The sequence below is a fragment of the Streptomyces sp. ADI96-02 genome (genome assembly GCF_003846185.1).
Classification (GTDB): domain Bacteria; phylum Actinomycetota; class Actinomycetes; order Streptomycetales; family Streptomycetaceae; genus Streptomyces.
In genome coordinates this window covers 6,381,407-6,394,615 of sequence record NZ_ML123034.1, presented here as the reverse complement: position 1 = coordinate 6,394,615, position 13,209 = coordinate 6,381,407, and the positions used below count along the sequence as shown (strand labels likewise).

Annotated in this window: 8 protein-coding genes and 1 pseudogene; 3 read left to right on the top strand and 6 right to left on the bottom strand. The window is 72.2% G+C overall.

Features of this window, described 5'->3' with window-relative positions:
* The first annotated feature begins 75 nt into the window (after positions 1–75).
* Positions 76–1,416, top strand: a complete 1,341-nt coding sequence (locus EES43_RS27960; protein ID WP_124271337.1) for an MFS transporter — start codon at positions 76–78, stop codon at positions 1,414–1,416.
* Positions 1,417–1,449: 33 nt separating this feature from the next.
* Complete coding sequence (locus EES43_RS27955; protein WP_124271336.1) at positions 1,450–2,268, top strand: carbon-nitrogen hydrolase family protein; 819 nt, start codon at positions 1,450–1,452, stop codon at positions 2,266–2,268.
* Between the two features lie 138 nt (positions 2,269–2,406).
* On the opposite strand, the gene EES43_RS27950 is transcribed toward EES43_RS27955, so the two are convergent.
* The gene (locus tag EES43_RS27950) at positions 2,407–3,033 is read right to left on the bottom strand and encodes a GntR family transcriptional regulator (protein ID WP_124271335.1); all 627 of its coding nucleotides are present in this window, start codon (positions 3,031–3,033) and stop codon (positions 2,407–2,409) included.
* A 121-nt stretch (positions 3,034–3,154) separates the two neighbouring features.
* The gene (locus EES43_RS27945; RefSeq protein ID WP_124271334.1) at positions 3,155–5,386 is read right to left on the bottom strand and encodes a sulfatase-like hydrolase/transferase; all 2,232 of its coding nucleotides are present in this window, start codon (positions 5,384–5,386) and stop codon (positions 3,155–3,157) included.
* Between the two features lie 243 nt (positions 5,387–5,629).
* Between EES43_RS27945 and EES43_RS27940 the strand changes: the two genes are divergently transcribed.
* Complete coding sequence (locus EES43_RS27940; protein ID WP_241192731.1) at positions 5,630–6,469, top strand: formylglycine-generating enzyme family protein; 840 nt, start codon at positions 5,630–5,632, stop codon at positions 6,467–6,469.
* Positions 6,470–6,587: 118 nt separating this feature from the next.
* Here the strand turns inward: EES43_RS27940 and EES43_RS27935 are convergent, their stop codons facing one another.
* The 4 genes and pseudogenes from EES43_RS27935 to EES43_RS27920 all read right to left on the bottom strand — a co-directional run.
* Positions 6,588–8,630: a beta-galactosidase gene (locus EES43_RS27935; protein WP_124271332.1), complete on the bottom strand. Its 2,043-nt coding sequence runs from the start codon at positions 8,628–8,630 to the stop codon at positions 6,588–6,590.
* 2 nt (positions 8,631–8,632) lie between these two features.
* Complete coding sequence (locus EES43_RS27930) at positions 8,633–10,888, bottom strand: FAD-dependent oxidoreductase (RefSeq protein ID WP_124271331.1); 2,256 nt, start codon at positions 10,886–10,888, stop codon at positions 8,633–8,635.
* A 157-nt stretch (positions 10,889–11,045) separates the two neighbouring features.
* Positions 11,046–12,794: a glycoside hydrolase family 35 protein gene (locus tag EES43_RS27925; RefSeq protein ID WP_124271330.1), complete on the bottom strand. Its 1,749-nt coding sequence runs from the start codon at positions 12,792–12,794 to the stop codon at positions 11,046–11,048.
* 122 nt (positions 12,795–12,916) lie between these two features.
* Positions 12,917–13,209 (bottom strand): annotated as a pseudogene (locus EES43_RS27920) (hypothetical protein); the annotation flags it as partial.

The following is a 13,209-nucleotide window of genomic DNA, read 5'->3' as shown; positions in this document are numbered from 1 at the left end:
GGTCGATAGCGCACCTCAGCAAGGAGAGGCATCGTGAACGACAGCACGCATACGGGCCTGAGCAGGGAAGATGAGATGCAAGCTCAACGTTTCGAAGGGTCGGCGGTCCGCCGCGCCTTTTTCGCCAGTCTCACCGGTACCGCCCTGGAGTGGTACGACTTCGCCATCTACTCGGTGGCCGCCGCGCTGGTCTTCGGCGAGGTCTTCTTCCCCTCGGACGATCCGGCCACCGGCACACTGCTGGCCTTCTCGACGTACGCCGTCGGTTACGTGTCCCGACCTCTGGGAGGGTTCGTCTTCGGGCGGCTCGGCGACAAGATCGGCCGCAAGAAGGTCCTCATCGCGACACTCGTCCTGATCGGGGTCGCGACCCTCCTGATCGGTCTGCTTCCGTCGCACGCCACGATCGGCGTGGCGGCCCCCATCGCCCTGGTCGTCCTCCGCTTCGCGCAGGGTGTCGGCGTGGGCGGCGAGTGGGGCGGGGCGGTGCTGCTCTCCAGCGAGTTCGGTGATCCGAAGCGGCGCGGCTTCCTCGCGTCGGCCGCGCAGATCGGCCCGCCCGCCGGAAACCTGATGGCCAACGGTGTGCTCGCCGCCCTCGGCGTCATGCTGACCGAGGAGCAGTTCATCTCGTGGGGCTGGCGTGTGGCCTTCCTCCTCTCCGGGGTCCTGGTCTTCTTCGGCCTGTGGATCCGCGCGAAGCTGGAGGAGACCCCGGTCTTCAAGGCGATGGAGGCCGAGCAGACGCGGCCCGAGGCGCCGATCCGCGAAGTGTTCGCCTCGCACCCGCGCGCGCTGACCGCCGCGATCCTCAGCCGGGTCGCCCCGGACGTGCTGTACGCGCTGTTCACCGTCTTCGTGCTGACCTACGCCACGGGCGAGCTGGGCATGTCGCGCGGCGCGGCGCTCTCCGCCGTATTGATCGGCTCCACGTTCCAGGTCTTCCTCATCCCGCTGGCCGGAGCGCTCTCCGACCGGGTCAGCCGGCGCATGCTGTACGGCGTCTCGGCCGTGGCGGCGGGCGTGTGGCCCTTCCTGTTCTTCCCGATGATCGGCGAGGGCAACTGGCCGCTGCTCGCCCTGGGCGTCGTGGTGGCGCTTGCCATCCACTCGCTGATGTACGGGCCGCAGGCCGCGTTCATCGCCGAGCAGTTCTCGCCCCGGTTGCGCTACACCGGGTCCTCCCTCGCCTACACGCTGGCCGGGGTCATCGGCGGAGCCGTCGCGCCTCTGCTGTTCACCACGCTGCTCGACGCGTACGACTCCTGGATCCCGCTGGCCCTCTACGTGGCGGTCACAGCGGTGGTCACCATCATCGGCGTGAGCCTGGGCCGGGACGGCAAGGACGCCGATGAGGAGGAACTGCCCGGCGGAGGGAAGCCCGCCACCCTCGTCGAGCCCGCAACGAACCACTGAACGCCGTCGTCCGCAAGGGAGTTGGAACAGTCCATGCGCATCGCGCTGAGCCAGATCACCACGGGACCCGATCCGGAGCGGAATCTGGGACTTCTTCGCGCCGAGGCACGTCGGGCCGCGGCCGAGGACGCCCGTGTCATCGTCTTCCCGGAGGCCGCGATGGCGTGCTTCGGTACCCCGCTCGCGCCGCTCGCCGAACCGCTCGACGGCCCGTGGGCCACGTCGGTACGGCTCCTGGCCGAGGAGAGCGGGCTGGTCGTCGTCGCGGGCATGTTCACGCCGGCGCCGGACGGCAAGGTGGCCAACACCCTGCTCGCCACCGGCCCGGGTGTCGAGGCCGCCTACGACAAGATCCACCTCTACGACGCCTTCGGCTATGCCGAGTCCGACGCCGTGGCGGCGGGATCCGAGGTCGTGACCATCGACGTGGACGGCGTCCGGATCGGGCTGGCCACGTGTTACGACGTGCGCTTCCCCGAACTCTTCCGGGCGCACGCCGACGCCGGAGCCGTGCTCTCGGTGCTCCCGGCCTCCTGGGGCGCGGGCCCCGGCAAGCGCGAGCAGTGGGAGCTGCTGATCCGGGCGCGGGCCCTGGACGCCACCCTCTTCCTGGCCGCCGTGGGCCAGGCCGACCCGGCGGCCTCCGACGACGGAGCGGGCGGCGGACCGGCCGGGTCCACCGCGCCCACCGGGATCGGGCACAGCGCGTTCGTCGGGCCCGACGGGACCGTGCGGCAGCGGCTCGGGGCCGCACCCGGGATGCTCGTCGCGGACGTGGATCCGCAGGAGGTCGCATCGGTCCGGCGGACCATTCCGGTGCTGGCCAACCGGAGGCTGCCGCAGGCCCGTTGAGAGGGCACGCCGAAGAGCGGAGAGACGGGGCGGAGCCCCGGCGGAGGGGTGTCCGGCCGATCGGGGCCGGACACCCCCTGAGAGCTGCCCGGCAAGCTCTGGGGGTGGACGGCCCTCCACGTCCTGGCGGGACGGCCCTCAACCCGCGAGCAGGACCTTGAGCGTCGTCTCCAGGTGTGCGTCGATCGCCGCTCGGGCGGCCGGCCGGTCCCCGGAGGCGATGGCCGCCAGAATGTCCTGATGCTCGGTCAGGACGGACTCCTGCCTGCCCTGCTGGTTGTACAGCGCCACCACGCCGGCCCGGATCTGCCGGCTGCGCAGCCCGTCGTAGTGCCGGTCGAGCAGGGAGTTGCCCGCCGCCGCGACGATCGTCGCGTGGAAGAGGTGGTCCACGGCGATGAACTCCCGGGCGAACTCGGGTCGGCTCAGCGTCCGTTGGCGCTCCAGGAGTCCGGTCAGTCCGGAGATCAGGTCCGGCGCTCCCGGCATGACCCGCTCCGCCGCGTACCGCTCGACGATGCCGCGCAGCTCCATCAGCTCGGTGATCTCGCGCCCCGAGAGCGGAACGATCTGCGCTCCGCGCTTGGGGACCAGCCGTACGAGGTCCTCGGCGGCGAGCAGCAGCAGCGCCTCGCGGACGGGGGTGCGGGAGACGCCGATGCGGTTCGCCAGCTCCTGTTCGGAGAGGAACTCGCCCTGGCGGTCCGGATCGGTGAGAACGTCCTCCTTGAGGAAGGCGTACGCCTTCTCCCTGCCCGACGTCATCGGTCCCTCCGCGGCCACAACTGCATACAGCTAGTATACAGCTTCGAAGCGTGCCGGGACACGGTCTCGCACCTCGGACGCGGGCCGTGGCCGAGGGGCCGAGCGGCCCGCGTCCGGCCGGTCAGACGGTGATCCCGGCGTCCGCCCATGACGTGTGGTCGTACGCGCCGTTGCCGTTGGCGTCCTCCACGAGCAGCCGCAGCGCGAACACACCCGTCACGTCCACGTCGACGCGCTTCGGGCCTCCCGCGGCGGTCAGCGTTCCGCTGTCGAAGAGGGGCACGCCGTCGCCGAGGACACGGGCCCTGACCGCTCCGGCGTCGGACTGGCGGGCGGAGAAGTCGTCGATGCCGACGTGGGCGGTCAGGCGCTTCGCACGGCCGCCCAGATGGAAGAGGACGTCCGACCTGGCGTGCACGCCGAGTCCCTTCGCGTACACGGTTCCGCTCAGGCTGATCGGGGATCCGTCTCCGGCGGCCTGTTTGCCGTTGGAGGCGTCGCGCTCGACCGGCCCCCAGGCGTTGACGGCCGAGACCCAGGTCAGGTCGCTCATATAGGCGTCGGCGGCGGGAGGTTGGGGCAGCGACGCCACGGCGGTGACGGTTCTGGTGTCGCCGAACGCCAGAGCGCCGCCGCCGAACGTCGCGGTGGCCTCCGCGCGCAGGGTGGCGGCCGCGCCCACCCTCAGGGTCGAGGGCGGGGTCACCTCCCAGGTCACCGTGAACGAGCCGCCGCCGGCCAGGGAACTCGCGGTCGAGGGCGTGGTCGCGCGGGCCTGCCAGCCGGTCGGGACGACGAGCCGCACCTCGGGGCCGGCCCAGGCCGAGGCCGAGGCGTTGCCGAAGGACGTGTCGACCGTGAAGATCCGGCCGGGGACCGCGAGGGTCGTGCCCGCGAGCCTCACCCCGTACGGCTCACGGGGGTAGGAGTCGGCCCACGAGGAGCGCATCAGGGCGGTCAGTTCGGCGACCGCCGCCGGGTTGGCCGCGGCGATGTCCTTCGTCTCGCCCGGATCCTGGGCGATGTCGTACAGCTCCAGCGCCCACTGGCTGTCCGGCGCCGACCGGTCGCGGGCGGGCGCGAAGCGGATCGCCTTCAGGTCGCCCCTGCGGACGGCCTCCGCCAGCCGCTTCCCGCGGTTCCTGTCCACCTGCTCGCTGAGCCGGCCCGAGTAGGGGTCGTTGCGCATCCAGTACAGATACGGGTTCGGCGCGGTCGCGACGCCCGACAGCAGGGGCGCCACCGACGTCCCGTCCAGGTCGCCGGGTGCGGGCGCGCCGGCCAGCTCGGCGAAGGTGGGCAGCAGGTCGAGCTGCGGCGTCGGCCGGTCGGTGACGCCCGCCGCGATCGTGCCCGGCTGCCAGGCGATGAGCGGGACGCGCACCCCGCCTTCGTGCAGATTGCGCTTGTAGCCGCGCAGCGGGCCGTTCGCGTCGAAGAAGTCCGGGTTGACCGGGCCTTCGGGACCGCCCTCCTCGTGCGGTCCGTTGTCGCTGGTGACGAGGACCAGGGTGTCCTGCTCGATGCCGAGGGACTTCAGGCGGTCGGTGACGTTGCCGACGAGCGTGTCCAGGCGGGTGATCTGGGCGGCGTGCGCCTTCTCGGGCTTGCCCCAGGTCGTGCCGGCGTACGCACCCATGTCCTTGTCGGGGATCACGTTGGGGAAGTGCGGCAGGGTGGGGGTGAGGAAGAGCAGGAACGGCTCGTCGGCGTGGTCGTCGAGGAAGTCCAGCGCGCGCCGCTCGATCAGATCGGCCGCGAACGCTCCCTGGGCTCCGTCGGCGTTCTCCGGTATCGGGGACCACTCCGCGTTGCGCCACAGGTGGTCGGGGTAGTACTCGTGCGCGTGTCCGTGGTTGATGTATCCGTAGAACTCCTCGAAACCACGGGAGTTGGGGTGGCTGGGCTGGTCTGCCAGATCCGGCCCGAAGCCCCACTTGCCGATGCACCCGGTGCGGTAGCCGCGGGTGCGGAGCACCTCGGCGAACGTGGTGTCGCCTTCGCGCAGCCTGCCCTGGCCCTCGTCCCCGGCGAACGGGTTCTGCCGCACCGCCGCGTGTCCGCTGTGCAGGCCCGTCAGCAGCGAGCAGCGCGAGGGGGCGCAGACCGCCGCCGCCGAGTACGCCTGCGTGAAGCGCAGGCCCTGAGCGGCGAGGGCGTCGATGCGCGGTGTGGTGATCTTCTTCTGGCCGTAGGCGCCGAGTTCGCCGTATCCGAGGTCGTCGGCGAGGATCAGCACGATGTTCGGGGCGCGGCGGGCGGCGCGCGGCGCGGCGGCGGCCGGGGCCCCGGGCAGGGCCGCGAGAGCCAGTGCCGCGGCGGAACCGGCGAGGAACTGACGGCGGTTGGGCATGACGCCTCCATGACGGGAACGTGTTCGTGATCGCGTTCTTGTGCGAGTCTTTCCATGGTTCAAAATGTTTGCATCTGATGATCTCTGTTGGATCAGGAGGAGTCCATGGACGTGCACGACTCTGCTCCCCCGGCTGCCGGGAGACCCGGCGCCGGTTCGGCGTGCTGTGCGCCCGCCGGAGGTGGCGGCGCCCGTCCCGCGACGCCCGGCCTGCCGCGGGCGCGACGCCCCGTCGGCGCCGGCATGGTGGCGCTGCCCGGCGGCACGTTCCGTATGGGCAACGAGGACGCCCACGCCAACCCGGGGGACGGCGAGGGGCCGGTGCGCGAGGTCACCGTCTCGCCCTTCCGCCTGGACCGGACCGCGATCACCAACGCGCGCTTCGCCTCCTTCGTGAAGGACACCGGATACGTCACGGCCGCCGAACGCTTCGGCTGGTCCTACGTGTTCGCGGGTTTCCTCACCCCCGAGCGCGTACGCGCGACGCGCGGAGCGTCCGGCACCCCGTGGTGGCGCGGCGTCGAGGGGGCGGCATGGCGGACTCCCGAGGGGCCCGGCTCCGGCATCGGCGACCGGGCCCAGCACCCTGTCACGCATGTGACGTGGGACGACGCGCAGGCGTACGCGGCATGGGCGGGCAAGCGGCTGCCGACCGAGGCCGAGTGGGAGTACGCGGCGCGCGGCGGTCTCGACCAGGCCCGCTATCCGTGGGGCGACGACCTCACCCCGCGCGGCCGGTGGCGCTGCAACATCTGGCAGGGCGAGTTCCCCGTCGTCAACACCTTCGAGGACGGCTACCAGGGCACCGCTCCGGTCGACGCGTACCGGCCCAACGCGTACGGCCTGCACAACATGGTGGGCAACGTGTGGGAGTGGGTCGCCGACCGCTTCACCGCCTCCCACCCGGCGGCGCCCCGCACAGACCCGCGCGGGCCCGAGGAGGGGGCGAGCCGGGTCATGCGCGGCGGCTCCTACCTGTGCCACGACTCCTACTGCAACCGCTACCGGGTGGCGGCGCGCACCGCCAACACCCCGGACTCCAGCAGTGGCAACTGCGGCTTCCGCTGCGCGGCGGACGCCTGAGGCGCGCGGGGCGGACGCCCGGCCGGGGGCGGACACGCGCCGGCGGCCGGGACCGCCCGCGCGGTGCGCCCGGCCGCCCCGCGTACGGACGGCGGCTCGACGTGCCCGCCCGGGGCTGTCAGCGGTCCGGACCGACCACCCTCACCGCACCGGGCGGCACGGCGAGCGCGCCGGTGGTGCGTTCGCCGGTCAGCAGCTCGGTGCCGGAGTCCGGCAGTGGCACGCGGGCGGGCCGCGCGGAGTGGTTGACGACGAACAGGTAGTCGCCGCCGTCGCCCGAGCGGCGCACCACCTCCACGTCGTGGGGCAGGTCGTCGCGTTCGGCCAGCCCGGCGTCGGCGCGGGCCGCCCGCAGGACCGAGGCGGTCCCCGCCGCGTCCATCCGGGTGGACACGTACCAGGCGGCGCCCGCGCCCAGTCGGTGGCGGGTCACCGCCGCGCGTCCCGCCGACGGTCCGTCGTCATAGCTCCACACGGTCTCGGCCCCGGCGGGGACGACCGCCTCGGACCACATGTCCGCGCGGGCCGACGTCCCGTCCGGGCCGTTCACGCGGACCGTCTCGCCGGGCAGCAGCGGCGACCACTCCTCCACGGTCAGCCCCAGCACGTCGCGCAGGGCGCCGGGGTAGGGGCCCGGGTGGACCGCGTCGTGCTCGTCGACGATGCCGGAGAAGTACGAGACGACGAGGGTCCCGCCGTTCTCGACGTAGCGGCGCAGGTTCTCCCCCGCGCTCAGGGTGGTGAGGTAGAGCGCGGGCACCACCACGAGCGGGTAGCCGGACAGGTCCGCTTCGGGGTGGGCGAAGTCGACCGTCAGGTGCCGGTCGTACAGGGCCTCGTAGAAGCTGTCCGCACGCTCCTGGGGCCGGTGGTCGACGCTGGGCTGCCCCTCGGCGCTCTGCGCCCACCAGGAGTGCCAGTCCCACACCATGGCGGCGTCCGCCACGGTCCGGGAGCCCTTGACCTCGGCCAGCGCCTCCAGGCCCGCGCCCAGTGCCGTCACTTCGCGCCAGACGCGGGTCTCCGTGCCGCCCTGCGGAACCATCGCGGAGTGGAACTTCTCGCTGCCGCGCCGCGACTGGCGCCACTGGAAGAACAGCGCGCCCTCCGAACCGCGGGCCACGTGGGCGAGTGAGTTGCGGGCCATCTCGCCGGGGGCCTTGGCCGGGTTGCGGGGTTGCCAGTTGACCCCGGAGGTGGAGTGTTCGAGCAGCAGCCAGGGAGCGCCGCCCGCCACCGAGCGGGTGAGGTCGGCGGCCATGGCGAGGTTCACGTGGGTGCGGCGGCCGTCGGTGATCAGGTAGTGGTCGTTGGTGACGACGTCGACCTCCCGGCCCCAGGCCCAGTAGTCGACGGTGTCGCACTGGCTGAGCGCGGTCATGAAGTTGGTGGTCACCGGGACACCGGGCGAGAGGCGGTGCAGGATGTCGCGTTCGGCGCGGAAGTTCTCCCGCATGGCGGCGTCCGCGAACCGCTTGTAGTCCAGTTGCTGCGACGGGTTGCACGTCCCGGGGGTCAGGCGTGGCGGGTCGATCTGCTCGTAGGAGGTGTAGCGCTGGCCCCAGAAGGCCGTGCCCCACGCCTCGTTGAGGGCGTCGAGGGCGCCGTGGCGGTCGGCGAGCCATCTGCGGAAGCCGGCCGCGCAGGTGTCGCAGTAGCACGCGCTCACCGGCGCGCCGTACTCGTTGTGGACGTGCCACAGGGCGAGAGCGGGATGCCCGGCGTAGTGCCGGGCCACTTCGGCGGTGATGCGGGCGGCGGCCTCGCGGTAGGCGGGGCTGTTGTGGCAGATGGCGCCGCGCGATCCGAAGGAGTACCGGACGCCCTCGCGGGTGACGGGCAGCGCCTCGGGGTGCGCCCGGTAGAACCAGGCGGGCGGGGCCACGGTCGGGGTCGCGAGGTCGACGCGGACGCCGTGCTCGTGCAGGAGGTCGACGACGCGGTCCAGCCACCCGAAGTCGTGGACGCCTTCTTCCGGTTCGAGCAGGGCCCAGGAGAAGATGCCGACGCTGACCAGGTTGACGCCGGCCTCCCGCATCAGCCGGACGTCCTCCTGCCAGACCTCCTCGGGCCACTGCTCGGGGTTGTAGTCCCCGCCGAAGGCGAGTCCGGGCAGGCGGGCAAGGGTGTGCCGCGGAGCGGCGGTGCGGTGTTCCGGCATGGTCAGCCCAGCTCCGTTCCGAAGACGCGCAGCGCCACCACCGTGGCCCACTCGGACCCGTTGGTGGCATGGACCTTCAGCCGCAGGGCGGTGGCCGCGACCGGCTCGTCCAGGAGGTGGGACCTGCGGCGTTCGCGGTTGTCCCGCACCCGGGCCAGGGTCCGCCAGCCGCCGTCCACCAGCGCCTCGACGCTGTAGTCCCGCACCAGCTCGGGGACGACGGGGAACGGGGTGCGGTGGTGGTGGAGGTTGACGAGGTCGAGGTCGACGTCGTCGTTGAAGACGGCGTCGACGCAACCGATGGTGCGGGGCTCCGCCCAGTCGAGCCGGATCCAGGGCTCGGGGTCGGTGGCGAGCGACTGCGACGACCACATGCGCGGCCCGTCGTAGGGCCGTTGCAGCGGACCGGTCGCCTGCCCCGCCTCGTAGGCACTGCTCTCGCCCCTCACCACGACGGCCGGGCACCGGCGGCGCAGCTCCTCGGCGGACCAGGCGTTGGACTGCGGCCGGCCGCTGTCGGTGCGCGGTGTACGGCTCACCAGTCCCAGTACGCCGTAGGGTCCCGGCCGGTCGAGTACGACCAGGGCCGCGTCGGGGTTGCGGCGCAGCAGCACGACCACGTTCTGCCCGCCGGGCGCCTCGTGGGAGAAGGGGGCGCGCACCCACTGCTCGCCGGGCGCGAGTTCGAGCGAGGCGCGGTCCAGCTCCTTCACGGGGATGTGGTTCTCGCCGCCGCCGGTCGACCACAGCTCCAGCTCCACGGTCGTCGCGCGGGACACGTCGAGAAGGAGGTCGACGGCGTCGATGGCGGGCTCCACGGGCAGGACGAGCCCGATGTCGTGGCCGTCGAGGGGCTGCCGGCTCGTGTGCTCGCCGGGCCGGGGCTGGGCGCCGATCACGCGCAGCTCGCTCGACGCGGTGGCGCGGGCGGACCGTGCGAGGTCCGCGGGGTCGTGCCATTCGACGCCGAGCAGTGAGGCGTCGTGGCGCAGGAGCGTCTGCTGGAGCAGGTCGAGGTGTTCGCCGGCCAGCCGGCGCGGCGTCAGGCCGTCGCGGGCGCAGAGCGCGGCGGCGACGCCGGACGCCTCGCCGGTGACGGCGCAGGTGGCCATGACGCGGGTGGTGCCGAACGCCACGTGGCTGGCGGATATGTCGCGTCCGGCCAGCAGGAGGTTGCCGACGTTGCGCGAGTACAGGCTGCGGAACGGGATGTGGTAGAGACCGGCCGAGAACAGGTGCTTGGAGCCGTCGTCCTCCGCGTACATGCCGCCGGCCGGATGCAGGTCGATGGACCAGCCGCCGAAGCCCACCGCGTCCGGGAACCGCGTCTGCTCGATGATGTCCTGCTGGGTGAGGACGTGGTCGCCGACGAAGCGCCGGTACTCCCTCTTGCCCGGCACCGAGCCCACCCACTCCAGGGTGAGGGTGTCGGCGTCGAACTCGCCGGAGTTCTTGATGTGGTCCCAGATGCCGTAGACGACGGCCCACAGCTCGTCCCGGATCGCTTCGTTGTCGCCGACGGCGTCCAGCTCGCCGCCGTACTCGATCCACCAGTAGTCGCAGCCGTTGGCGGTCGTGCTGATGGGCCGGTTGCGCACGATGGAGGTGGCGGCGACGTCCTTGGCGATGGACGGCGGCACGAACCTGACGGGCTCTTTGGTGTCCTTCGTGTAGAAGAACATCGTGCTGCCCAGCATGTCGGAGTCCGCCTGGTCGGGGGCCCACTCCTCGCCGAACTCGTGCGCGGCCTCGCGCCCGGAGCGGTACCAGGCGCCCGCCTGTTCGCCGACCAGTCCGTCGCCGGTGGCGTCGACGAAGAGCGGGCTGGAGAAGCGGATGATCCGCTCCGATCCCATCTGCCACCCGCTGACGGCGCGCACGGTCCGGGCGTCGTCGGCCCCGTCCGCCTCCACCTCGCGTACGTCGGTGTTGAGGAAGAGCCGGATGTTGGGCTCGGCGCGGACGGCGTCCAGCACGACCTGGTCCCACAGGAACGGGTTGCCCTCGGGGTTGCGGTACTGGTTCTCGCGGAACAGCTCGCCCATGACGCCGGTCTCCCGGGCGTACTTCTGCGCGCCGTGCGCCGTCGCCCCGCAGACCCAGACCCGGATCTCGCTGCTCGCGTTGCCGCCGAGCACCGGCCGGTTGTTGATCAGGGCGACCCGGGCGCCGGTGCGGGCCGCGCCGATCGCCGCCGCGACCCCCGCGAGTCCGCCCCCGACGACGGTTACGTCGGTGTCGACCGATAGCCGCTGCATGCCAGCTCACCTTCTCGTGCGTGCGCCCCGGGAAAACCTGCCCGAAAGACTTTATCAATTGTGATGATCACATCTGAATTTCAGGAAAAACTTTATCAGAGGCTTCCGGTGTGCGCCGGTGGTTTCACCCGGGATCACGGGACGGCCCCCGGGCGGCCTACTCGGCCGGGCCGAGATCCGGACTCACGTCCAGACGCACCACGTCCGTTGCGCTGCCGTGGAGTTCGAGTACGACGACCTCGTTGGCTCCCGGGCGCAGGACGGGTCCGGGCACGTACAGCGAGTGCTGCGGCCCTCGGGACCAGAAGCGGCCCAGCGGGAAGCCGTTGACCCAGGCGTTGCCCTTGGTCCAGCCCGGGAGGTGCAGGAACGTGTCGGCCGGCTCCGCCACCTCGAACGTTCCCCGGTGGAACGCCGGACCGGCATCGGTCCCGGCCGGCGAGAACGCCAGGGCCGCCGGGTCGTCCAGCGGAAGCGGTGTGCAGGTCCACCCGGACAGCGGCTCGCCGTCGAAGGTGACGGGGCCCGCGACGCCCTTCCAGTCGCGCAGCCCCGCGCCGTAGTTCACCCGGCCCTGGTTCTCGACGAGGAGCGTGAGGCTCGCTCCGGCGGCCGGCGACCGCAGGCTCAGCGCCTGCTCGCGCCGCTCCCGCTCCAGGACGCCGATCGGCTGCCCGTCCACGAAGACCTGGCAGCGGTCGTGGACCTCCCCGAGGCGCAGTACGCCGTCGCCGGCGGCGGGCAGCGTCGTCCGGTACAGGACGAAGCCGAACGCCTGGCCCAACTCCTCCATGGTGAGCGGCCGTTCCGCCTGCCGGGCGGTGCCGAGCCGGTCGGCCTGGGCGAGCAGGGAGGCCCGTTCCGTGAGCCGGATGTCCGGCAGGCTCAGCTTGCGGCTCGCGGGCGGCACGGGCTCGGCGGGCACCGTCGCGTACCGGGCGATGATCTCCCGGAACCTGCCGTACTTGTCGGTGGGATCACCGGCCTCGTCGAGCGGGGCGTCGTAGTCGTAGGAGGTGATGGTGGGCCGGTAGTGCCCCTTGTCGTTCGCCCCGTTGGTGAAACCGAAGTTGGTGCCGCCGTGGAACATGTAGATGTTGACGCTCGCGTCCGCCGCGAGGATCTCGTCGAGCGTGCCGCAGACCTCGTCCGCGGATCGCCTGTTGTGTCCGCTCCCCCACCGGTCGAACCAACCCGACCAGAACTCGCCGCACATCAGCGGGCCCCGGGGCTGGTGCTCCCGCAGGCTCCGCAGGCGGGCCGCCGCTCCCCGGCTGAAGTTGACGGTGCGCAGGATGCCGGGAATGCCGCCGTCGGCCAGGTCGCCCGCCTGGTCGGAGGTGAAGAGCGGAACGTCGACCCCGCCCTGCTGGAGCAGGGTCACGAGGTGGGCGAGGTGAGCGCTGTCGCGCAGCCCCGAGGCCCCGTACTCGTTCTCCACCTGGACGGCGACGACAGGTCCGCCCTCGGTCGCCAGATGGGGGCGGATGTGCGGCAGGAGCAGCTCGAAGTACCGGTCGACCGGCTCCTGGTAGCGGGGGTCGGACGTGCGGAGCCGCACGTCGGGGTCGGCCAGCAGCCAGGCCGGCAGACCGCCCGCCTCCCACTCGGCGCAGATGTACGGGCCCGGACGGAGCAGCACGTGCAACCCCTCGGCGGCGGCGAGCTCCAGGAAGCGCGGCAGGTCCAGGCCGTCCTCCAGCCGGAGCGGCCCGCCCCGCCGGGGCTGGTGGAGGTTCCAGGGGATGTACACGTCGACGGTGTTGAGGCCCATCAGGCGTGCCTTGTGCAGCCGGTCGGCCCACTGTTCGGGGTGGACCCGGAAGTAGTGCAGGCTGCCGGAGACGATGCGGAAGGGCGCGCCGTCGAGGAGGAACCCGTCGTCGGTGATGGTCAGTTCGGGCATGAGTGTGTCTCGTTCTGTCTCGTGTGGCGTGTGTCGTGTGTCGCGTACGGGGAGCTGAAGGGGGAGGTGGGTGGGTGGGGTGGTCGAAGGCGTGCCGGGCCCGTGTTCCGGAGGTGGGCCGGTCAGTGCGAGGGGTAGGCGAAGACGGCGCGGTTGCGGGGAGCGTGTTCGGCTTCGTCGCCGTGGCCGGCACGGCCGTAGATGCGGTCCGGGATCCGCTGGGCGACCAGGGCCCACAGCAGCGCGCCGATCAGGGAGTCGCTGGAGCGTCCGGCGAAGTAGTCCGTCCAGGAGCCGCCGACCCCGGTGCCGGTGTGCAGCGCCACATCGACCTCGGCGGCGATGGGGGACTGCGGGCTGCCGGTGATGACGGCGGTCAGCGCACCGTGCTCCCTCGCCTTCGCCACGAACTTCA